Below are 21,207 nucleotides of genomic sequence, written 5' to 3' on the forward strand. Positions count from 1 at the left end.
TGACCGCTGACCGCTGACCGCTGACCGCTGACCGCTGACCGCTGACCGCTGACCGCTGACCGCTGACCGCTGACCGCTGACCGCTGACCGCTGACCGCTCACCGCTCACCGCTCACCGCTGACCGCTCACCGCTGACCGCTCACCGCTGACCGCTCACCGCTCACCGCTCACCGCTCACCCAACACGCCGCCGTTTCGGGGCCGGCAATCCACGCCGCCACCGCCGCCGGCATGCCGCCTTCGCTTGTCTTCAAACGACAGTTATTTGCCCAAATTGACAACCCATTCGCGCTCGCGTACATTCGCCCGCACGCGTCGGGAGAGCGCGCGGCCGCCGTTCGTTGATTGAAAGGCAAGCCGCGCCGCCGAAGGGGCACACCCGCAAACTCTCAGGCAAAAGGACCGGCCGCGTCGAAAAATCCGTCTGGCGACGACATGCGCCGGACATCGTTTTTCGCACTCTGGAGAGCGGCAGTAGCCGCGTGCGCGCAACGCGCCGCACGAGCAGGCTGCCCACCGAAGGGGCGCGCGCGAAGCGGATCGAGTCCGTCGCGCAATCTCTCAGGTATCGAGGACAGAGGGGCATGCACGCATCGCAGGCGGCTTCACGCGCCAGCGGTTCGCCAAGTTGCCGTTTTGTTTTCGCGCCCGGGCCGCCGCCCGGCCGCCTTGCCTGGGACCCCGATGACCGTTCTCAAAATCACCCCGCTGCACGCCGCGCATCGCGCCCTCAACGCCCGCATGGTCGACTTCGGCGGCTGGGACATGCCCGTCAACTACGGCTCGCAGATCGAGGAGCATCAGGCCGTGCGCACCGACGCCGGGATGTTCGACGTGTCGCACATGTGCGTGGTCGATTTCACGGGCCCGCGCGTGCGCGCGTTCTTCGAGCACGCGCTCGCGAACAACGTCGCGAAGCTGCAAACGCCCGGCAAGGCGCTCTACTCGTGCCTGCTGAACCCCCAAGGCGGCGTCATCGACGATCTGATCGTCTACTACTTCACCGAGGATTTCTTCCGCGTCGTCGTCAACGCCGGCACCGCCGACAAGGACGTCGCGTGGTTCAACCAGCTCAACGAGCAAGGCGGCTTCGGCCTCGCGATCGCGCCGCGCCGCGACTTCGCGATCGTCGCCGCGCAGGGCCCGAACGCGCGTGCGAAGGTGTGGGACACGATCCCCGCCGCGCGCGCGGCGACGAGCGAGCTCAAGCCCTTCAACGCCGCGCAGGTCGCGGGCACGCCGTTCGGCGACCTCACCGTCGCGCGCACCGGCTACACGGGCGAGGACGGCTTCGAGATCATCGTCCCGGCGCCCCATGTCGAAGCGCTGTGGAACGCGCTCGCCGAGCGCGGCGTGCGCCCGTGCGGGCTCGGCGCGCGCGACACGCTGCGCCTCGAGGCCGGCATGAACCTGTACGGCCAGGACATGGACGAGACAGTGTCGCCGCTCGACGCCGGCCTCGCGTGGACGGTCGATCTCGCCGCGCCGCGCGCGTTCGTCGGCCGCGACGCGCTCGAAGCGAACGGCTCGCGCGCCGCGTTCGTCGGCCTCATCCTGCAAAAGGAGAACGGCCGCGCGGGCGGCGTGCTGCGCGCGCATCAGAAAGTCGTGACCCCGCACGGCGAAGGCGAGATCACGAGCGGCACGTTCTCGCCGACGATGCAGGAATCGATCGCGCTCGCACGCGTGCCGAAGGGCGTCGCGGCCGGCGACACGGTCCACGTGCAGATCCGCGACAAGAATCTCCCCGCGCGCGTGGTAAAACTGCCGTTCGTGCGCAACGGCAAGGTGCTCGCGGTCTGACGCGAAGCAACCGGCGCGCCCGCGCGCGCGAACCGCGCCTCACATTCAAACGCTTGCAAGCAATCAATCTCAGGAGCATCCGATGAGCAACATTCCGGCCGATCTGAAGTACACGGAAGAACACGAGTGGGTCCGCACCGAAGCGGACGGCACGCTGACGGTCGGCATCACCGACCACGCGCAGGAAACGCTCGGCGACATCGTCTTCCTCGAGCTGCCCGAAGTCGGCAAGACCGTGAAGGCGGGCGACGCCATCGGCGTCGTCGAATCGGTGAAGGCGGCGTCCGACATCTACACGCCGGTGTCGGGCGAGGTGGTCGAAGTGAACACGGCGATCGTCGACACGCCCGACGAGGTCAACGGCGACGCGTACGCGAGCTGGCTCTTCAAGATCAAGCTCGAAGCGGGCGCGTCGACCGACAAGCTGATCGACGCCGCTGCCTACGAGAAGCTGGTCGGCTAACGCGCCCACTCACGAACCGCGCGGCGCGGCGGGCGGCAGCACGGGCCGCGCCACGCATGGGACCAGGGTGAGCGTTAAGGCGCTGACTCTGGTCGATGGCAAAGCATGGGGCCGGGGTGGGCGCTGAAGCGCTGACTCCGGTCGATCGCACAGCGTGGGACCTGAGCAAGCGTTAAAGCGCCAACTTCGGTCAACCGCAAAGCATGGAACCCGAGCAAGCGCTGAAACGCCAACTCGAGTCGATCGCAAAGCATGCGACCTGAGCAAGCGCTAAAACGCCAACTCGAGTCGACCGCAAAGCATGGGACCCGAGCAAGCGCTGAAGCGCTAACTCCGGTCGACCGCAAAGCATGGGACCCGAGCAAGCGCTAAAGCGCCAACTCTGGTCGACCGCAAAGCATGGGACCAGAGCAAGCGCTGAAGCGCTAACTCTGGTCGACCGCAAAGCATGGGACCAGAGTAAGCGCTGAAGCGCTAACTCTGGTCGACACAGGAACGCCATGAAGCTCGAACACCCGGATCACCTGATGAACCGCACGCCCCTCTCGCTCGCCGCGCTCGAAACGCACGACGCGTTCGCCGAACGCCACATCGGCCCCGACGACGCCAGCCAGCGCGCGATGCTCGACACGCTCGGCTTCGCAACGCGCGCAGCGCTGATCGACGCCGTGATTCCCGCGCCGATCCGCCGCCGCGACGCGCTGCCGCTCGGCCCGTTCGCACAGCCGCTGAGCGAGGCGGAAGCGCTCGCCGCACTGCGCGAACTCGCGGACAAGAACCAGGTGTTCCGCTCGTACATCGGCCAAGGCTATTACGACTCGCACACACCCGCCGTCATCCTGCGCAACGTGCTCGAAAACCCGGCGTGGTACACCGCGTACACGCCGTACCAGCCCGAAATCTCACAGGGCCGCCTCGAGGCGCTCCTGAACTTCCAGCAGATGGTCGCCGACCTGACGGGCCTCGCGATCTCGAACGCGTCGCTGCTCGACGAGGCGACGGCCGCCGCCGAGGCGATGACGCTGCTGCAGCGCGTCGGCAAGCCGAAGTCGAACGTGTTCTATGTCGCCGACGACGTGCTGCCGCAAACGCTCGAAGTGATCAGGACGCGCGCGAAGCCGGTCGGCATCGACGTGAAGACGGGCCCGGCCGCCGACGCCGCCGGCGCGAACGCGTTCGGCGTGCTGCTCCAGTATCCGGGCGCGAACGGCGACGTGCGCGACTACCGCGCGCTCGCCGCCGCGATCCATGCGGCGGGCGGCCACGTCGTCGTCGCGGCCGACATCCTCTCGCTCACCGTGCTCACGCCGCCCGGCGAATGGGGCGCGGACGTCGCGGTGGGCAACACGCAGCGCTTCGGCGTGCCGATGGGCTTCGGCGGCCCGCACGCCGCGTACATGGCGGTGCGCGACGAATTCAAGCGGCAAATGCCGGGGCGCCTCGTCGGCGTGACCGTCGACGCGCAGGGCAAGCCCGCGCTGCGCCTCGCGCTGCAAACCCGCGAACAGCACATCCGCCGCGAGAAGGCGACGTCGAACGTCTGCACCGCGCAGGCGCTCCTCGCGATCATGGCGAGCATGTACGCGGTCTATCACGGCCCGCGCGGCCTGAAGACGATCGCGCTGCGCGTGAACCGCATCGCCGCGCTCCTCGCCGCGGGCGTCAAGCAGATCGGCTACGCGAGCGTCAACGACACGTTCTTCGACACGCTGACGATCGACGCGGGCGCGCGCGCCGCGCAGATCCACGAGCTCGCGAAAGCGAAGCGCATCAACCTGCGCCGCGCGAGCGACACGCAAGTCGGCGTATCGGTCGACGAAACGACGACGCGCGCCGATCTCGCCGATCTGCTCGCGATCTTCGCGCAGGCGGCGGGCGCGACGGCGCCCGACGTCGACTCGCTCGACGCCGCGCTGCCCGCCGTGCCCGCGCTGCCGGCCGGCCTCGAGCGCACGAGCGCGTATCTGACGCACCACGTGTTCAACCGCCATCATTCGGAAACGGAAATGCTGCGCTACCTGCGCAGCCTGTCGGACAAGGATCTCGCGCTCGACCGCTCGATGATCCCGCTCGGCTCGTGCACGATGAAGCTGAACGCGACGTCGGAAATGCTGCCCGTCACGTGGCCCGAATTCGGCCGGATTCACCCGTTCGCGCCGGCCGAGCAGACCGTCGGCTACCGCGAGATGATCGACCAGCTCGAACAGATGCTCGTCGCGGCGACGGGCTACGCGGCCGTGTCGCTGCAGCCGAACGCGGGCTCGCAGGGCGAGTACGCGGGCCTCTTGATCATCCACGCGTATCACGAATCGCGCGGCGAGAGCCATCGCGACATCTGCCTGATTCCGGCGTCCGCGCACGGCACGAACCCGGCGTCCGCGCACATGGCCGGCATGAAGGTGGTGGTGGTCGCGTGCGACGCGCAGGGCAACGTCGACATCGAGGATCTCAAGGCGAAGGCCGAGCAGCACTCGAAGGACCTCGCGGCGATCATGATCACGTATCCGTCGACGCACGGCGTGTTCGAGCAGAACGTGCGCGAGATCTGCGAGATCGTGCACGCGCACGGCGGCCAGGTGTACGTCGACGGCGCGAACATGAACGCGATGGTCGGCCTGACCGCGCCGGGCCAGTTCGGCGGCGACGTGTCGCACCTGAACCTGCACAAGACCTTCTGCATCCCGCACGGCGGCGGCGGCCCCGGCGTCGGCCCGGTCGCGGTCGGCGCGCACCTCGCGAAGTTCCTGCCGAACCAGCGCTCGACCGGCTACGCGCGCGGCGAGGAAGGCATCGGCGCGGTGTCGGCCGCGCCGTACGGCTCGGCGTCGATCCTGCCGATCTCGTGGATGTACATCGCGATGATGGGCGCGAAGAACCTGACCGCCGCCACCGAAACCGCGATCCTCAACGCGAACTACATCGCGAAGCGCCTCGCGCCGCACTACCCGGTGCTGTATTCGGGCCCGGGCGGGCTGGTTGCGCACGAATGCATTCTCGACCTGCGTCCGATCAAGGATTCGAGCGGCATCACCGTCGACGACGTCGCGAAGCGCCTGATGGACTACGGCTTCCACGCGCCGACGATGAGCTTCCCGGTGCCGGGCACGCTGATGGTCGAGCCGACCGAATCGGAATCGCAGGAGGAGCTCGACCGCTTCATCGCCGCGATGGTCGCGATCCGCGACGAAATCCGCGCGGTCGAGGAAGGCCGCGCCGATCGCGAGGACAACCCGCTGCGTCACGCACCGCACACGGCGGCCGTCGTCACCGCGAACGAATGGCCGCACGCGTACTCGCGCGAGCAGGCCGCGTACCCGGTCGCGTCGCTCGGCACGAACAAGTACTGGCCGCCCGTCGGCCGCGCGGACAACGCATATGGCGACCGCAATCTGTTCTGCTCCTGCGTTCCGGTATCGGATTACGCATGATGCGCCGGCGCGGCCCGCTCGCCGCGCCGCGCTCCTTTCAACGGCGACGCGCCGTCCGCAATCCGTCGTTGCGGACGGCGCGCGCGTTCGCATTCGCCCGCAAGTCCGGCTAACATCTCACACCGCGATCCAGCCAACAAAGGAGTTCTGCATGGTGCGTCAGACGTTTCCGGGCCGCGCGCAGGCGATGCGGCGGCGCTTGAGCGCGCTCGCGCCGGCGCTTCTCGCCACCGCCGCGCTGACGGCGGCCGGCCCCGCGCGAGCGGCGATGAATTTCTGCGCCGCACCGGCGCTGCAGAGCAGCGAAGCGACGCACGCCGAACCGGGCGTGCAGGCGCTCATCAAGAGCGTCGACGCGCATCTGAACGACGAGCCGAAGGCGCTGCCGCGCGTGCACACCGAAGGCACGCTGCCGCACGAAGGCATCTACGACCAGAGCGCCGAGGCGCTCAACGACATGGAGCTGATGCGCAACGCGGCGCTCGCGTGGCGCGTGACGAACCAGAGCCGCTATCTGGCGCTCGTCGACCGCTTTCTGTCGGCGTGGGTGAACACTTACCGCCCAAGCTTCAATCCGATCGACGAGACGCGCTTCGAGAGCCTGATCCTCGCGTACGACATGACCGCGAGCGTGCTGCCCGTGAAAACGCGCAACGCGACGGCCGCGTTCATCGCGTCGCTCGGCAACGGCTACGTGCAGCAGATCGACGCGCAGAAGCGCCCGCTCAAGGGCACGTGGCGCAACAACTGGCAAAGCCACCGGATCAAGCTGATCGCGCTCGCCGCGTTCACGCTCGGCGACCGTAGGATGATGAACGCCGCGCAGCGCCTGTTCGTCGAGCATCTCGCCGACAACATCGAGCCGGACGGCACGACGTACGATTTTCTCGAGCGCGACGCGCTGCATTACGCGGTCTACGATCTGCAGCCGCTCGTGACGGCGGCGCTCGCGGCGCGGCGCTTCAACCGCAACTGGCTGCGCGAGCGCGCGCCGAACGGCGCGACGCTCGCCGCCGCGCTCGACTGGCTCGCGCCGTACGCGCGCGGCGAGAAGACGCACGAAGAATTCGTCCACTCGCCGGTGCCGTTCGACGCGAAGCGCCGCGAGGCAGGCCTGCCCGGCTATTCGGGCATGTGGGAGCCGAAGAACGCAACCGAGCTGTTCCACCTCGCCGCGCGCCTCGACGGCCGCTACGCGGGCATCGCCCAGCAACTCTCGCCGATGCCGCCGGCGTGGCTGGCCGCGTGCCTGCCGCTGCCGGCGCGGTGATCCCCCAATACATCCAGCAATTCAGGAAACGAAATGGCAGTCAGCGTGTTCGATCTTTTCAAAATCGGTATCGGCCCGTCGAGCTCGCATACGGTCGGTCCGATGCGGGCCGCGCTGATGTTCGCGCAAGGGCTCGAGCGCGACGCGCTGCTCGCCGCGACCGCGAGCGTGAAAGTCGAGCTGTACGGCTCGCTCGGCGCGACGGGCAAGGGCCACGGCACCGATCGCGGCGTGATGCTCGGCCTGATGGGCGATGCGCCCGACACCGTCGATCCGTCGACGATCGCCGCACGGCTCGACGCCGTGCGCGATTCGAAGTCGCTCGCGCTGCTCGGCGCGCATCCGGTGCCGTTCGTGCCGAAGGAGCACATCGCGTTCTACCGGCAGGCGCTGCCCGAGCATCCGAACGCGATGAAGCTGCGCGCGATCGACGCGACGGGCGCGGTGCTGCGCGAGACGACGTATCTGTCCGTGGGCGGCGGCTTCGTCGTCACCGCGGGCGCGCCGAACACGAAGGTGCTCGCCGCCGTCGAGCAGATGGCGCATCCGTTTCGCACGAGCGCCGAGCTGCTCGCGCTCACCGATTCGACCGGCAAGTCGATCGCGCAGTTGATGTGGGAGAACGAGCGCGCGTGGCACACCGAGGAGGAGACGCGCGCGGGCCTGCTGAAGATCTGGGACGTGATGCAATCTTGCGTCGCGCGCGGCTGCGGCATCGACAACCCGGACGCCGACGGCAACCTGCCCGGCCCGTTCCAGGTCAAGCGCCGCGCGCCGCAGCTCCATCGCGCGCTGACGGACAATCCGGAACGCGCGTTGCAGGACCCGCTGTCGATGATCGACTGGATCAACCTGTACGCGATCGCGGTCAACGAAGAGAACGCGGCGGGCGGGCGCGTCGTCACCGCGCCCACCAACGGCGCGGCGGGCATCATCCCGGCCGTCCTCCATTACTACACGCGCTTCACGCCGGGCGCGAACGAGCAAGGCGTGATCGACTTCCTGATGACGGCGGCGGCGATCGGCATCCTGTACAAGCTCAACGCGTCGATCTCGGGCGCCGAAGTCGGCTGCCAGGGCGAAGTCGGCGTCGCGTGCTCGATGGCGGCGGGCGCGCTCGCGGCCGTGCTGGGCGGCACGCCGCAACAGGTCGAGAACGCGGCCGAAATCGGCATGGAGCACAACCTCGGCCTCACCTGCGATCCGGTCGGCGGGATGGTGCAGATTCCGTGCATCGAGCGCAACGCGATGGCGTCGGTGAAGGCCGTCAACGCCGCGCGCATGGCGCTGCGCGGCGACGGCACGCACTACGTGTCGCTCGACTCCGTGATCAAGACGATGCGCGAGACGGGCGCGGACATGAAGACGAAGTACAAGGAAACGTCGCGCGGCGGGCTGGCGGTGAATATCGTCGAGTGCTGATGCGGGGGCGGCCGAACGCCGCCTCCCGGTTTTCTTCGCGCCGCGCTCGCGGCCATGCGGCCACGCAACTCGCGCGGCGCATTGCCGGCTCACGTGCGGCGAAGCGGCGCGCGCTTACGGCATTTTTACGCGTCCACAACCGGTACTCGGCGTATCTCGCTCTTGCCGCAAGCAGCGCTCGGATCTCTCCCCTCCCTCAAGCAACACCCTAACGACAAAAAAACCGCCTGCCGCCCGTGGCACCAGCTCGCGAGCGCGCAATGCCGACCAGGGCGCGACCAGCGCGCAGCGTGTCGACGCCGCCGCGCGCCTACCATTCCTGTCAGTATCGCGCCCGCCCGCCAATCGATATCTTGATCGGCGGGACTACCGTCCGAGCGGCCGCGTCGCCCGCCGTTCGCCGCCGCGGCCGTGCTCGTCTCCGGCTCCCCATGTCGCTCAAAGGAGAAAAAATGATCATCGCTACGTGGAACATGCTGGGCGCAACCAATGCCGTCTATTTGAACCAGGTACTGCAACAAACCCGCGCAAACGTACTGTGCCTGCAGGAATGCGGGACGAACTTCGCGACGTTGCTGGAGGAAAGGGCGCCGATCATCGGCAACGACGGCGCGATCATCGGCTACACGGGTAACTTCAGAGCCGGCGCGGGCTTCATGGAATGCGTGTACTGGGAAGCGCCGCAAGACCGGCTCGGCCTCGCCGTGCTCAGCAACATCGCCCCGAGCGCGCGCCATATCCTGATGCCCGCCGCCGCGGGCTTCAATCCGAACAGCCCGCGCGCGATGCCGTGGTGCACGGTCACCGATCCCCAAACGCGTAACGCCATCACGATTTATTCGATTCACAGCCCGCCGGTATCCCGCAACGTCACGCTGGCCAATGTCTGCACGTGGAACAATGCGCAGATCGGACAGATCAGTCAGCGCGGCGGAACCTGGGCATGCGTCGGTGACTTCAATGCGCCGCCCAATGCGGCGGGATTCGTTCCACCGCCGCAAGGCGCCGTCGTGAGCAGCAACCGCGCGACGCAACAAGGCGGCGGCATTCTCGACTATGCGATCACCAACGCGCCTGGATTCACCTTTTTTCAGGCCGGAACTCAATTGGTCGGCGCATCGGATCACTACCCGCAGTCGTTCCGCTGGTAATCGCCACCGGGCGCGCCATCGGTAATGGCGCGCCTTCCGCCACCTTCCCTTCCGGCGTAAGCTGTACGTCCCGCCACGAAGGGAGCCCGTCTTATATGCCGATTTCCCCGGACCTCGGGCAGCGCGCCGCCACCGGCGCACGCCTGCTCGTCGACGCCCTGCTCGCGAATCACGTCGAGCGCGTGTTCTGCGTTCCCGGCGAGAGCTTTCTCGCCGTCCTCGATTCCTTCGCCGACGAAACCGAACGCATCCAGACCGTCGTCTGCCGCCACGAGGCCGCCGCCGCGAACATGGCGGAGGCGCTCGGCAAGCTGACCGGCCGGCCCGGCGTCGCGTTCGTCACGCGCGGCCCCGGCGCGACGCACGCGTCGATCGGCGTGCACACCGCATTCCAGGATTCGACGCCGATGATCCTCTTCATCGGCCAGTGCGCGCGCGAGCATCTCGATCGCGAGGCGTTCCAGGAAATCGACTATCGGCGGATGTTCGGCCAGCTCGCGAAATGGGTCGCGCAGATCGACGATCCGCGCCGCATCCCCGAATACCTGAGCCACGCGTTTCACGTCGCGATGTCGGGCCGGCCAGGCCCGGTCGTGCTCGCGCTGCCTGAGGACGTGCTGTCCGAGCCCTGCGCCGCGCAGCCCGTCGCGCCCGCGGCGAAGCGCATCGCCGCCGCGCCGTCCGTCGCGCAGATGGCCGAGCTGCGCGAGCGGCTCGCACGCGCCGAGCGGCCGCTCGTGATCGCGGGCGGCAGCGGCTGGACGCCCGACGCATGCGCGGATCTGCGCACGTTCGTCGAGCGCTGGCGGTTGCCGATCGCGTGCGCGTTCCGCTACCAGGACACGTTCGACAACGAGCATCCGCAGTACGCGGGCGACGTCGGCCTCGGCGTGAATCCCGCACTCGCGCGCCGCATCCAGGAAGCGGACCTGCTGTTCGCGCTCGGCCCGCGCCTCGGCGAGGCGACGACGGGCGGCTACACGCTGATCGACATTCCGAAACCGAAGCAAGTGCTCATTCACGTGCATCAGGGCGCGGACGAGCTCGGGCGCGTCTACGCGGCCGATCTGCCGATCGCGTCGGGGATGCCCGAGATCGCCTCGCAGCTCGCCTCGCTCGAGCCGCCGGCCTCGCCCGCGTGGGCGCAGAGCGCGGCCGACGCGCATCGCGCGTATCTCGACTGGCGCACGCCGAAGCCGATGCCGGGCGACGTGCAGCTCGGCGACGTGATGCTGCAATTGCGCGAGCGGCTGCCGCACGACGCGATCGTCACGAACGGCGCGGGCAATTACGCGGCCTGGCTGCATCGCCATTTCGCGTACCGTCACTTCCGTTCGCAGCTCGCGCCGACAAGCGGCGCGATGGGCTACGGCGTGCCGGCCGCGCTCGCGGCGAAGTCGCTGTATCCGCAGCGCACGGTCGTCGCGCTCGCGGGCGACGGCTGCTTCATGATGGCCGGCAACGAGCTCGCGACCGCGATGCAGTATGGTCTCGCGATCATCGTGCTTGTCGTGAACAACGGCCATTTCGGCACGATCCGCATGCATCAGGAGCGCAACTATCCGGCGCGCGTGCACGGCACGGGGCTGACGAATCCGGATTTCGCCGCGTACGCGCGCGCGTTCGGCGCGCATGGCGAGACGGTCGAGCGCACCGCCGATTTCCTGCCTGCGCTCGATCGCGCGCTCGCGAGCGGCCTGCCCGCGCTGATCGAGATCCGCGTGCCAAAGGATGCATGCACGCCCGCCGCGACGCTCGAGCAGGTGCGCGAGCAAGGCCTGCGCGCGCGCCGCGCGTGACGGCGCATCCGGCAGGCCCGCGCTCGCGACGATGACGACGCACGCAGCCCCCGCGCTGCCGCCCGCCGACGCGCTCACCTACCCCGGCACGCTGCTGTCGCCGGACGGCCGGCTCGTCGCGCCCTACGATCTCGAATGCACGGGCGCCGACGCGCGCGGCTACGCCGGCGCGGCGAGCCGCATCGGGCTGTTGCATGCGGCAAGCCGTCCGTTCGCGCTCGATTACGCGACGTTGTCGACCGTTCACGTGATCAATGGGATGGGCGTCGCGCTCGGCGACTCGGTGATCGGCCTGACCGCGCTCGCGGCGATCCGGGCGCGCCATCCGCACGTGCGCTTCGTGCTGTACCGGCCCGCGCATGCGCCCGCGTACGTCGACGCGCTGTATCGGCTCGCGGCCGACGCGATCGCGCCGATCCGCACGCTGCCCTGGCCCGCGGCCGCGCTGCCGGAAAGCGACACGCGGATCGATCTCGGCAATCACCTGTACTGGCCCGCGTTCGCGACGCGGCCGATGATCGACTTCTTCCTCGCGTCGCTCGGCGTGCCGCCCGAATCGATCGCCGCCGATGCGAAGCGCAATCATTGGCTCGCCCGGCTGACGCTTCCGGAGCCGCCGCCCGAATGGCGCGGCCGGCGCTACGCGCTCTTCTGCCCGCAGGCCAGCACGCCGCTGCGCAGCATTCCGCCCGCGCGGCGCGCGGCGCTCGTCGACCGGCTTGCGCGAATCTACCGGCTGCCCGTGCTCGGCTTCGAGCCGATCGATCATCCGGACTACGTCGATGTGAGCGTCCACTCCGGCGATACCGCGCACTTCATCGGCTGGGTCGCGCAGGCGAGCGTCGTGATGTGCGCAGACACGTCGGCCGTGCATATCGCGGCCGGCTTCGACGTGCCGACGCTCGCGTGCTTTTCGAGCATCGCGCCCGAGCTGCGGGTGCGCGATTATCCTTTTTGCACGGCGATCGGGCTTGATGTGCCCGAGATGTTGCGCAATCGCCACAAAAGCGATGCCGTCGACGATATCGCGCTTGTCGACGCCGCGTATCGGCGCATCGATTGGGATACGCTCGCGTGGCCGCCGGCGCGGGAGTGAGCGCGGCGGAAAGCCGATCGCCATCGCACGCCGCATCGCACATCGCATCGCACGCCGCATCGCGCCGAAGCCGCGGCGGCCGCGTCTTGCGCCGCGTCAGCAGGCCAGCGCGCCGCGCAGCGTTTCCGACGGCCGCGCGCCGAACATCCGCCGATAGTCGGTCGCGAACTGGCTCAGATGCCAGAACCCCCACGCGGCCGCGACGTCCTGCACCGAATCCGCCGCGCGCCCGCGCAGGTCGCGCCGCACGCCGTTCAGCCGCAGCGCGCGCAAATAGGTGGCGGGGGCCATGCCGAGCACGTCCTGGAAGCAGTACTGCAACGTGCGCCGGCTCACGTGCAGCTGCTCGCACAGCTCCGGCACGCCGACGGGCCGCGAGCGGTGCGCGAGCACGTAATCGCGCGCGGCCGCGACGATCTTGCGCCGCCGCGACGAATGCTCGACGGTCGCGTCGGCGGCGGGCGACGCGCACAGGTCGAACAGCGCCGCGAGCACTTCCGCCTGCAGATCGTTGCGCGCGCAGTCGGACAACGGCGCACCCGCCGCGCTCATCGCGTCCGCGTCGTCGAGCCGCTGCGCGAGCAGCGCGCAAAGCCGCGTGAGGCGCGCCTCGCCGACCTTCACGACGGGCATGAGCGGCAGCCGCTCGTCGAGCCCGCAGCGCTCGACTTCCTCCGCATAGCGGCGCAGCACCGCGCCGCGCACGACGACGCCGAAGATCGAGAATTGCGCGGGCGTCAGCAGCTCGAACTCGACGTTGCCGGGGCGAAACGCAAGCGCATCGGCGGCGATCGGCCGCGCGTCGATGCGCGCCGCGCCGTCGCGCGCGACCGGGATGCCGAACCAGTACGCGTCGCCGCGCACCTCGCACGCCTGCCGCAGCGTGTGGCTCGTCGTCTCGCGGAACACCTTCATCGTGTCGAGCGGCAGCTCGGTCAGCGTGCCGACGAAGCGGCCCGCCGCGAGCTGATCGTAGGCCTGGCGCCAGCCGATCAGGTTGCGCGCCTGCTCGTCGGCGTCGTGCGCGACGCTGACGAGCGCGCGCCCGGCCGTGCCGTCGCCGTCCGCGCTGCGTCCCGTGTCCTCCGCCGTCGTCTCGGCGCCGGTGTGCTCGTGATCCATCGCGCCCCCTTTTTGCGTCGCTGAAGCTGAAACGATCCGTCCGATTACGCAATTCCCATGCCGAAGCGTAGCGTCGCCAAAATCGCCGGTCTCGTCTTCACGCTGTGCCGCAACTGAACAATCGGCGCGCGGCGGCTGTTCAACGGCGGCGCAGCCGTGCGCGCTGTGTCGCGCCGCCCACGCGCCGGGCCCCGCGCCGGCGCGCCGATGCACCGTCTCATGGCCCGCTGGCACGGTTTTGGCGTAAGGAGGCGCGTCGCGCACGTCGCGCGGCGCATCACCGATACCGACATGCGAGGAGCAACGATGAATCACGCGGACATGCAACACCTGAACATCGAATTTCCGTACCGCAAGCAATACGGGAATTTCATCGGCGGCGAATGGGTCGCCCCGGTCGGCGGCGAGTATTTCGACAACGTCTCGCCCGTCACCGGCCAGCCGTTCACCGCGATCCCTCGCTCGCGCGAAGCCGACATCGAGCGCGCACTCGACGCCGCGCACGCGGCGAAGGCGGGCTGGGCCGCGACGGGCGCGGCCGAGCGCGCGAACGTGCTGCTCAAGATCGCCGACCGGATGGAGGCGAACCTCACGCGTCTCGCGGTGGCCGAGACGATCGACAACGGCAAGCCGCTGCGCGAGACCACCGCGGCCGACGTGCCGCTCGCAATCGACCACTTCCGCTACTTCGCGGGCTGCATCCGTGCGCAGGAAGGCTCGATCGCCGACATCGGCGGCGACATGGTCGCCTATCACTTCCACGAGCCGCTCGGCGTCGTCGGCCAGATCATCCCGTGGAACTTTCCGCTGCTGATGGCCGCGTGGAAGCTCGCGCCCGCGCTCGCGGCCGGCAACTGCGTCGTGCTGAAGCCGGCCGAGCAGACGCCCGCGTCGATCCTCGTGTTCGCCGAGCTGGTTCAGGATCTGCTGCCGCCCGGCGTGCTCAACATCGTCAACGGCTTCGGGCTCGAGGCGGGCAAGCCGCTCGCGTCGAGCAAGCGAATCTCGAAGATCGCGTTCACGGGCGAGACGTCGACAGGCCGCCTCATCATGCAGTACGCGAGCGAGAACCTGATCCCCGTCACGCTCGAGCTCGGCGGCAAGAGCCCGAACATCTTCTTCGCCGACGTGATGGACCGCGACGACGGCTACTTCGACAAGGCGCTCGAAGGCTTCGCGATGTTCGCGCTGAATCAGGGCGAGGTGTGCACGTGCCCGTCGCGCGCGCTCGTCGAGGAGAGCATTTACGAGCGCTTCATGGAGCGCGCGTTGAAGCGCGTCGAATCGATCAAGCAGGGCCATCCGCTCGACTCGCAGACGATGATCGGCGCGCAGGCGTCGGCCGAGCAGCTCGAGAAGATCCTGTCGTACATCGACATCGGCCGCAACGAAGGCGCGCAGTGCCTGACGGGCGGCGAGCGCAACGTGCTCGGCGGCGAGCTCGCCGAAGGCTATTACGTGAAGCCGACCGTGTTCCGCGGCCACAACAAGATGCGCATCTTCCAGGAAGAGATCTTCGGGCCGGTGCTCGCGGTGACGACGTTCAAGACCGAGGACGAAGCGCTCGAGATCGCGAACGACACGCTCTACGGCCTGGGCGCCGGCGTCTGGACGCGCGACGGCAACCGCGCGTACCGCGTCGGCCGCGGCATCCAGGCGGGCCGCGTGTGGACGAACTGCTATCACGCGTATCCGGCGCACGCGGCGTTCGGCGGCTACAAGCAATCGGGCATCGGCCGCGAGACGCACAAGATGATGCTCGATCACTATCAGCAGACGAAGAACCTGCTCGTCAGCTACAGCGAAAAGCCGCTCGGGTTCTTCTAATCCCGCCCGCGGGCAGCGGCGCGCGCCGGTTGCGCGTGATCGCTATCGGTTTCTGCTGCCCGCGTTGCCGGAATTCAAGCGCCGCTATCCGGAAATCGAGCTGGATCTCGACTTCCGGGCTTCAACGATTGGCTCGTCGACATCGCCGAAGGCGGCTTCGACGCGGTGATCCGAAGCGGCGCGCTCCGCGATTCGGGCCCGATGTCGCGCCGCCTCGGGCCGTTGCGCCTTCTGCGGTGCGCATCGCCCGCGTACGTCGCGCAAGCCGGCGCGCCGCGCACGCTGCGCGACCGGACGCGCACGGATGCGTGCGCTACGCTTTCCGACGACGGGCAAGCTGCAACCGTGGGCGCTGCTGCCGGACGGCGGCGATCCACCGAACCGGCGCGCCGCGATGACGTGCAACGACATGGAAGCGCTGCGCGCCGCGGTGACGGCGGGTTTCGGGATCGGCTACAGGCCGGGCTTCCTCGCGCGCGACGCGCGCGCCGCCGGCGCGCCTACTCCGCCGCCAGACGCTCCGCTTCCGCCCGCGCCGCCGGCAGCAACGCATCGCTGTCGTCCTTGAGCCCAACGCCCGTCAGCCCGAGCCGCCGCGCGTGCGTCAGCAGATAGTGCAGCTTGTGCGCGGCCGCGTCGTGCGGCAGCCCCTCGGCGCGCACGTTCGAGATGCAGTTGCGCTGCGCGTCGTGGCAACCGACCTTCGGCGCGTACGTCAGATACACGCCGAGGCTGTCCGGCGAGCTCAGGCCCGGCCGCTCGCCGATCAGCATCGCGACGAGGCGCGCGCCGAGCAGCTCGCCGATCTCGTCGCCGAGCGCGACGCGCGCCTGCCGCGCGACGACGACCGGCCCGATCCGCCAGCCGTCGAGCTTCGGCCGCACCGCGCTCAGGAGCGGCAGCGCCTGCTTCGCGGCCGCGAACGCCGACAGCCCGTCGCCGATCACGAACACGACGTCGGGCGCGTCGCCGAGCGACGCGCGGTGCGCGGCGAGCAGCGCGCGGCTGTCGTCCGACAGCTTGCGGCCGAGATCCGGCCGGCGCAGGTAATGCTGCCGATCCGGCGCGGCGCTCTGCACGCCGAGCGTCGGCAGGCCGGCCGCTTCGATATCGCGCCGCAGCGCGTCGGCGTCGAGCGGCTGGTGAACGGCGTCGCGCGCCTGCGCATGCGACAGGTTGAACGCGAGCAGCGGCGCGGTCGGCAGGCTGTTGCCCGCGCGGCCGAGCGCGATCCGCGCGTTCGTGAACGACTTCAGTTGCCCCCACGGGTTCTTTTCGACCGCGTCGCTCATGCGGAAAGCCCCATCCAGTCGTTCGCGCCGGCGAGCAGCGGCACGCGCGTCGACGCCGCGCGCAACGCGCCGTGCGCGTCCGCGATCTCCATCGTCTCCAGCCATTCCTCGAACTCGGGCGCGCGGCGCAGGCCGAGCACCTCGCGCACGTACAGCTGATCGTGAAACGACGTGCTCTGATAGTTGAGCATCACGTCGTCCGCGCCGGGAATGCCCATGATGAAGTTGATGCCCGCCGCGCCGAGCAGCGTCAGCAGGTTGTCCATGTCGTCCTGATCGGCTTCCGCGTGGTTCGTATAGCAGATGTCGCAGCCCATCGGCACGCCGAGCAGCTTGCCGCAGAAGTGATCCTCGAGCCCTGCGCGAATGATCTGCTTGCCGTCGTACAGGTATTCGGGCCCGATGAAGCCGACCACCGTGTTGACGAGAAACGGCTCGAACGCGCGCGCGACCGCATACGCGCGCACCTCGCAGGTCTGCTGATCCACGCCGTGATGCGCGTTCGCCGACAGCGCGCTGCCCTGGCCCGTCTCGAAGTACATCAGGTTGTCGCCGACCGTGCCGCGCTTCAACGCAAGCGCCGCTTCGCGCGCCTCGCCGAGCAGCGCAAGCGAAATGCCGAAGCTCGCGTTCGCCTTCTCGGTGCCCGCGATCGACTGGAACACGAGATCGACGGGCGCGCCCTTTTCGATCGCCGCGATCGTGTTCGTCACGTGCGTGAGCACGCACGACTGCGTCGGCACGCGGTAGCGCTCGCGAAACGCGTCGATCATCGCGAGCAGCTTCGTGATCGCGGCGAGGCTGTCGGTCGCCGGATTGATGCCGATCATCGCGTCGCCGCAGCCGTACATCAGGCCGTCGAGCATCGACGCGGCGATCCCCTTCACGTCGTCGGTCGGATGGTTCGGCTGCAGCCGCACCGACATCCGCCCCGGCAGCCCGACGGTGTTCCGAAAGCGCGTGACGACGCGGCGCTTCCTCGCCGCCGCGATCAGATCCTGGTTGCGCATCAGCTTCGACACCGCCGCGACCATCTCCGGCGTGAGGCCGGGCGCGATGCGCTCGAGCGCGGCCGCGTCCGCCGCGCTCGACAGCAGCCAGTTGCGGAAATCGCCGACCGTCAGGTGCGAAATCTCGGCGAACGCGTCGCGCGAATGCGTGTCGACGACGAGGCGCGTCACCTCGTCGTCCTCGTAAGGGATCACGGCCTCGTTCAGGAACGCGGCGAGAGGCACGCTCGCGAGCGCCATCTTCGCGGCGACGCGCTCCTCCTCGGTCGCGGCCGCGACGCCCGCGAGCTGGTCGCCGGAACGCAAAGGGCTCGCCTTCGCGAGCAGCGTTTTCAGGTCCGCGAAGCGGTAGGTGCGCGAACCGATCGTCTCCGTATATCGCATCTGGACTCCTTGTCGTAACGGCCGCGCGCCGCCCCCCGGCGCGCGGCGCGCGCGTGGCTACTCCTCGAGCAGCGCGTCGGCGGGCGCGGCCGCGCGCTGCGCGCGCGTCGCGAGGAAGTAGCCGTACCCGAGCGCGACGAACGCGACGAAGATCGACGCGACGAGCGCGTTGAAGTACACCATCGTGCCGAGGCACACGAGCGCCGCGACGAGCGCGAACGCCGGAAAAAACGGATACAGCGGCGCGCGGAACGGGCGCTCCATCTTCGGCTGCACGCGGCGCAGCTTGAACAGAGCGGCCATGCTGACGATGTACATCACGATAGCGCCGAACACGGACATCGTCACGATATTCGCGGTGAGCGTCTGGCCGCCGAACTGAATCAGCTCGTCGCTGTAGATCGCGACGATGCCGACCACGCCGCCCGCGAGGATCGCGCGGTAAGGCGTCTTGAAGCGCGGATGCACCTTCGCGAGCCATTCGGGCAGGTAGCCTTCGCGGGCGAGCGCGAAGATCTGGCGCGAATAGCCGAGGATGATTCCGTGAAACGACGCGACGAGGCCGAACAGGCCGAGCCACACGAGCATGTGCATCCAGCCGCTGTTCGCGCCGACGATGTACTTCATCGCCTGCGGCAGCGGATCGTTGATGTTCGCGAGCTTGGTCCAGTCGCCCGCGCCGCCCGCGAACACCATCACGCCGATCGCCAGCAGCACGAGCGTCAGGATGCCGGCCACGTACGCGATCGGAATCGAGCGCTTCGGGTTCTTCGCCTCCTCGGCCGCCATCGCGACGCCCTCGATCGCGAGGAAGAACCAGATCGCGAACGGAATCGCCGCGAACATTCCGTGGAACGCGCCCACGCTGAAGTGATCCGCGCCCGCCCAGCCGCCCTTCACGAAATTGCTCCACGCGAAGCCCGGCGACACGACGCCCATGAACACGAGCAGCTCGAAGATCGCGAGCAGCGTGACGACGAGCTCGAACGTCGCCGCGATCTGCACGCCGACGATGTTGAGCGCCATGAACACGAGGTACGCGCCCATCGCCGCGTGCTTCGGCTCGAGGCCGGGAAACTGCACGTGCAGGTACGCGCCGATCGCGAGCGCGATCGCGGGCGGCGCGAACACGAACTCGACGAGCGTCGCGACGCCCGCGAGATAGCCGCCAGCCGGACCGAACGCTCGCCGCGCGTACGCGAACGGGCCGCCCGCGTGCGGAATCGACGTGGTGAGCTCGGTGAAGCTGAAGATGAACGTGGTGTACATCGCGGCGACGAACAGCGCGGTGACGACGAATCCGAGCGTACCCGCGCTCGCCCAGCCGTAGCTCCAGCCGAAGTACTCGCCGGAAATCACGAGGCCGACCGCGATTCCCCACAGCTGCCACGTGCCGAGCGTCGGTTGAAGCGCCGGGCGCGCTGCGCCGCCGCCCGCGACGGGGCGGCCATTCGATTCTGTCTGCATGAATCTCTCCTCGAAGGCGGCGGAGCCCGGCGCCGAGATAGGCCCGCCCCGCAACTGAGAATCGATGCTAGTGAGTCATTATTCGACGTGTTATCGAAAATCGGCAAACGTCCGCGCTTTCATTTCGCATACGGAAATGTTTCCGGCGGCCGGCCCGAGCTCGCGCGCGGCGCGGCGGCGTGCGGATCGCATCGCCGAGCGGCGCGCGCATCGGTCGGCGCGTTGCGGCGCCGCGGCGAGCCGCGCATGCGATGCGTGCGAATCGTGCGAATCGCGCGGCGCATTCGGCGGGCGCGCGACGCACGAAACGGCGTCGCGTCGCGCGGCGCGCATGGGCGTGCGCCATCCGCAAGTCGCGTGCGCCGCTCGCCCGTGCGCGCCGCACGACGCGACAGCGAACTTGTGTCGCCCGGCACACAGTTCTCCGCCGCGCCAGCCCCTACATTGGGCGCACGCAGTGAGCGTCCCGCGTGTCCCCTTCGGGCGGCGCGCGGCCCTCCCACGTTCGACCATTCCAATCATTCAGACCATGCGGGATTCCTATCTCGATACCGCTCGGGGCGCGGGCATCATCCTCGTCGTGTACGGCCACGTGCTGCGCGGCCTGTTCGCCGCAGGCCTCGTGCCGGCCGGCTGGCCGAGCACCCTGCTCGCCGCGACCGACTACGTGATCTACACGTTCCACATGCCGCTCTTCTTTCTGCTGTCGGGGCTGCACGTGCCGAACTCGCTGCAGCGCGCGAGCGATGGCTTCGTGCTCGCGAAGCTGCGCACGATCGTCTATCCGTACTTCGTCTGGTCGCTGCTGCAAGGCGCTGTGCAGATCGCGCTGTCGTCGCGCGGCATGAATCACGCGTTCACGCCGAACGACCTGCTCGCGATCGGCTGGCGGCCGTTCGGCCAGTTCTGGTTCCTCTACGCGCTCTTCGTCTGCATGCTGGTTGCGTGGGGATGGTCGAAGGTCGCGCCGGGCGTGCGCGTACGCGGCGGCGAGCGCGCCGAGCGGTCGCGCGCGCCGCTCGCCGCGCTCGCCGCGCTCGCGATCGGCGGGCTCGCCGTCGTCGCGTTCGCCGCCGGCTCGCCGACGCGATGGGGCATCGTGTCGATGACGCTCACGTACTTCCCGTTCTTCGCGCTCGGCATGCTGATCGGCGACAAGCTGCCCGCGCTCGTCGAACGCGCATCGAACGGGCTCGCGCTCGCGGCCATCGCCGTCACGTTCGCGGCGGCGGCCGCGTTCGCGCACCGCTTCGGCGAGCCGGACAGCATCTGGGCCGTGCCCGCCGCGCTCGCGGGCAGCGCGCTCGTGCTGCTGCTCGCCTATCGCGCGACGCCGCGCGGCGCGGCGATGTCGCATCGGCTCGCGCATCGCCCGTCGTGGCTCGAAAATGTCGGCTTCGCATCGATGCCGATCTATCTCGCGCATATCCTCGCGACGGCCGCGACGCGCATCGCGCTTGTCAGGCTGGGCGTCGTCGACGTCGATGCGCAGCTCGCGCTCGGCACGCTCGCGGGCATCGCCGGCCCGATGCTGTTCTACGCGCTCGTGCTGCGCGCGGGAATGGCCCGGCTCGTCGGCTTCCCGCCGCTGCCGGCCGGCTATGCGGCGCGGCCGGAGAAGAGCCGCATCGGCAGCGCGGACGCGGCTTGATCGCCGGCACGATCGCGAGCGA

At 69.1% G+C, this 21,207-nt stretch carries 15 protein-coding genes, 1 pseudogene and 2 riboswitches; of the genes and pseudogenes, 11 read left to right on the plus strand and 5 right to left on the minus strand.

Going from position 1 to position 21,207, the window contains the following annotated elements:
• Positions 1-306 precede the first annotated feature (306 nt).
• Positions 307-416: riboswitch (glycine riboswitch) on the plus strand.
• A gap of 35 nt (positions 417-451) precedes the next feature.
• Positions 452-588, plus strand: a riboswitch (glycine riboswitch).
• Positions 589-684: 96 nt separating this feature from the next.
• The 3 genes from gcvT (at position 685) to gcvP (ending at position 5,694) form a co-directional block, all read left to right on the plus strand.
• Positions 685-1,803, plus strand: coding sequence for a glycine cleavage system aminomethyltransferase GcvT (gene gcvT, locus X946_RS23910; RefSeq protein WP_038752962.1), 1,119 nt, complete (start codon positions 685-687; stop codon positions 1,801-1,803).
• Positions 1,804-1,885: 82 nt separating this feature from the next.
• A complete protein-coding gene (gene gcvH / locus X946_RS23915; protein ID WP_038752965.1) occupies positions 1,886-2,266 on the plus strand; it encodes a glycine cleavage system protein GcvH in 381 nt (126 codons plus the stop codon).
• A gap of 500 nt (positions 2,267-2,766) precedes the next feature.
• Complete coding sequence (gene gcvP, locus X946_RS23920) at positions 2,767-5,694, plus strand: aminomethyl-transferring glycine dehydrogenase (RefSeq protein WP_038752967.1); 2,928 nt, start codon at positions 2,767-2,769, stop codon at positions 5,692-5,694.
• On the opposite strand, the gene X946_RS36745 is transcribed toward gcvP, so the two are convergent.
• A complete protein-coding gene (locus X946_RS36745) occupies positions 5,685-5,810 on the minus strand; it encodes a ubiquinol-cytochrome C reductase (protein WP_081989990.1) in 126 nt (41 codons plus the stop codon). The two genes, gcvP and X946_RS36745, sit on opposite strands and share 10 nt — an antisense overlap.
• A gap of 35 nt (positions 5,811-5,845) precedes the next feature.
• Here X946_RS36745 and X946_RS23930 point away from each other — a divergent pair, with 35 nt between their 5' ends.
• The 5 genes from X946_RS23930 to X946_RS23950 all read left to right on the plus strand — a co-directional run bounded on the left by X946_RS23930 (position 5,846) and on the right by X946_RS23950 (position 12,432).
• Positions 5,846-6,964: an alginate lyase family protein gene (locus X946_RS23930; protein ID WP_038752971.1), complete on the plus strand. Its 1,119-nt coding sequence runs from the start codon at positions 5,846-5,848 to the stop codon at positions 6,962-6,964.
• Between the two features lie 33 nt (positions 6,965-6,997).
• Positions 6,998-8,386 (plus strand): L-serine ammonia-lyase, encoded by a 1,389-nt coding sequence (locus X946_RS23935; protein ID WP_038752973.1) that lies wholly within the window; start codon positions 6,998-7,000, stop codon positions 8,384-8,386.
• A 452-nt stretch (positions 8,387-8,838) separates the two neighbouring features.
• Positions 8,839-9,537 (plus strand): endonuclease/exonuclease/phosphatase family protein, encoded by a 699-nt coding sequence (locus tag X946_RS23940; RefSeq protein WP_161788692.1) that lies wholly within the window; start codon positions 8,839-8,841, stop codon positions 9,535-9,537.
• A gap of 95 nt (positions 9,538-9,632) precedes the next feature.
• Positions 9,633-11,336, plus strand: a complete 1,704-nt coding sequence (locus X946_RS23945; protein ID WP_038752977.1) for a thiamine pyrophosphate-binding protein — start codon at positions 9,633-9,635, stop codon at positions 11,334-11,336.
• 31 nt (positions 11,337-11,367) lie between these two features.
• Positions 11,368-12,432, plus strand: coding sequence for an ADP-heptose--LPS heptosyltransferase (locus X946_RS23950; RefSeq protein ID WP_038752998.1), 1,065 nt, complete (start codon positions 11,368-11,370; stop codon positions 12,430-12,432).
• A 96-nt stretch (positions 12,433-12,528) separates the two neighbouring features.
• Here the strand turns inward: X946_RS23950 and X946_RS23955 are convergent, their stop codons facing one another.
• Complete coding sequence (locus tag X946_RS23955) at positions 12,529-13,554, minus strand: helix-turn-helix domain-containing protein (RefSeq protein ID WP_038752979.1); 1,026 nt, start codon at positions 13,552-13,554, stop codon at positions 12,529-12,531.
• Positions 13,555-13,860: 306 nt separating this feature from the next.
• On the opposite strand from X946_RS23955, the gene adh reads away from it, so the two are divergent.
• Together adh and X946_RS36415 are read left to right on the plus strand one after the other, a co-directional pair.
• Positions 13,861-15,381, plus strand: coding sequence for an aldehyde dehydrogenase (adh, locus tag X946_RS23960; RefSeq protein WP_038752981.1), 1,521 nt, complete (start codon positions 13,861-13,863; stop codon positions 15,379-15,381).
• A pseudogene (locus X946_RS36415) lies at positions 15,368-15,880 on the plus strand (LysR substrate-binding domain-containing protein); the annotation flags it as partial. The gene adh and the pseudogene X946_RS36415, both read left to right, overlap by 14 nt.
• Before the next feature lies 1 nt (position 15,881).
• Here X946_RS36415 and eutC read toward each other — a convergent pair.
• The 3 genes from eutC to eat are packed head-to-tail and all read right to left on the minus strand — an operon-like array spanning position 15,882 to position 19,534.
• Positions 15,882-16,673, minus strand: a complete 792-nt coding sequence (gene eutC / locus X946_RS23965) for an ethanolamine ammonia-lyase subunit EutC (protein ID WP_038752982.1) — start codon at positions 16,671-16,673, stop codon at positions 15,882-15,884.
• Positions 16,670-18,067 carry an ethanolamine ammonia-lyase subunit EutB gene (locus tag X946_RS23970; protein ID WP_038752984.1) on the minus strand — a complete coding sequence of 466 codons (1,398 nt, stop codon included), beginning with the start codon at positions 18,065-18,067 and terminating at the stop codon, positions 16,670-16,672. Before X946_RS23970 ends, eutC begins: the two co-directional genes overlap by 4 nt.
• Positions 18,068-18,124: 57 nt before the next feature.
• A complete protein-coding gene (gene eat, locus X946_RS23975; RefSeq protein ID WP_038752986.1) occupies positions 18,125-19,534 on the minus strand; it encodes an ethanolamine permease in 1,410 nt (469 codons plus the stop codon).
• Between the two features lie 529 nt (positions 19,535-20,063).
• Here eat and X946_RS23985 point away from each other — a divergent pair.
• Positions 20,064-21,185: an acyltransferase family protein gene (locus X946_RS23985; protein ID WP_038752989.1), complete on the plus strand. Its 1,122-nt coding sequence runs from the start codon at positions 20,064-20,066 to the stop codon at positions 21,183-21,185.
• Positions 21,186-21,207: the final 22 nt, after the last annotated feature.

The organism is Burkholderia sp. ABCPW 111 (genome assembly GCF_000773065.1).
GTDB lineage: Bacteria > Pseudomonadota > Gammaproteobacteria > Burkholderiales > Burkholderiaceae > Burkholderia > Burkholderia savannae.

Excerpts from the sequence above, each read along its gene's own strand:
- X946_RS23935 (WP_038752973.1), top strand. The coding sequence starts at position 6,998 with ATGGCAGTCAGCGTGTTCGATCTTTTCAAAATCGGTATCGGCCCGTCG.
- eutC (WP_038752982.1), bottom strand. The coding sequence starts at position 16,673 with ATGAGCGACGCGGTCGAAAAGAACCCGTGGGGGCAACTGAAGTCGTTC.
- gcvH (WP_038752965.1), top strand. The coding sequence starts at position 1,886 with ATGAGCAACATTCCGGCCGATCTGAAGTACACGGAAGAACACGAGTGG.
- X946_RS23945 (WP_038752977.1), top strand. The coding sequence starts at position 9,633 with ATGCCGATTTCCCCGGACCTCGGGCAGCGCGCCGCCACCGGCGCACGC.
- eat (WP_038752986.1), bottom strand. The coding sequence starts at position 19,534 with ATGCAGACAGAATCGAATGGCCGCCCCGTCGCGGGCGGCGGCGCAGCG.
- X946_RS23970 (WP_038752984.1), bottom strand. The coding sequence starts at position 18,067 with ATGCGATATACGGAGACGATCGGTTCGCGCACCTACCGCTTCGCGGAC.
- X946_RS23950 (WP_038752998.1), top strand. The coding sequence starts at position 11,368 with ATGACGACGCACGCAGCCCCCGCGCTGCCGCCCGCCGACGCGCTCACC.
- gcvP (WP_038752967.1), top strand. The coding sequence starts at position 2,767 with ATGAAGCTCGAACACCCGGATCACCTGATGAACCGCACGCCCCTCTCG.
- X946_RS36745 (WP_081989990.1), bottom strand. The coding sequence starts at position 5,810 with ATGTTAGCCGGACTTGCGGGCGAATGCGAACGCGCGCGCCGTCCGCAA.
- X946_RS23955 (WP_038752979.1), bottom strand. The coding sequence starts at position 13,554 with ATGGATCACGAGCACACCGGCGCCGAGACGACGGCGGAGGACACGGGA.
- adh (WP_038752981.1), top strand. The coding sequence starts at position 13,861 with ATGAATCACGCGGACATGCAACACCTGAACATCGAATTTCCGTACCGC.
- X946_RS23940 (WP_161788692.1), top strand. The coding sequence starts at position 8,839 with ATGATCATCGCTACGTGGAACATGCTGGGCGCAACCAATGCCGTCTAT.
- gcvT (WP_038752962.1), top strand. The coding sequence starts at position 685 with ATGACCGTTCTCAAAATCACCCCGCTGCACGCCGCGCATCGCGCCCTC.
- X946_RS23930 (WP_038752971.1), top strand. The coding sequence starts at position 5,846 with ATGGTGCGTCAGACGTTTCCGGGCCGCGCGCAGGCGATGCGGCGGCGC.
- X946_RS23985 (WP_038752989.1), top strand. The coding sequence starts at position 20,064 with ATGCGGGATTCCTATCTCGATACCGCTCGGGGCGCGGGCATCATCCTC.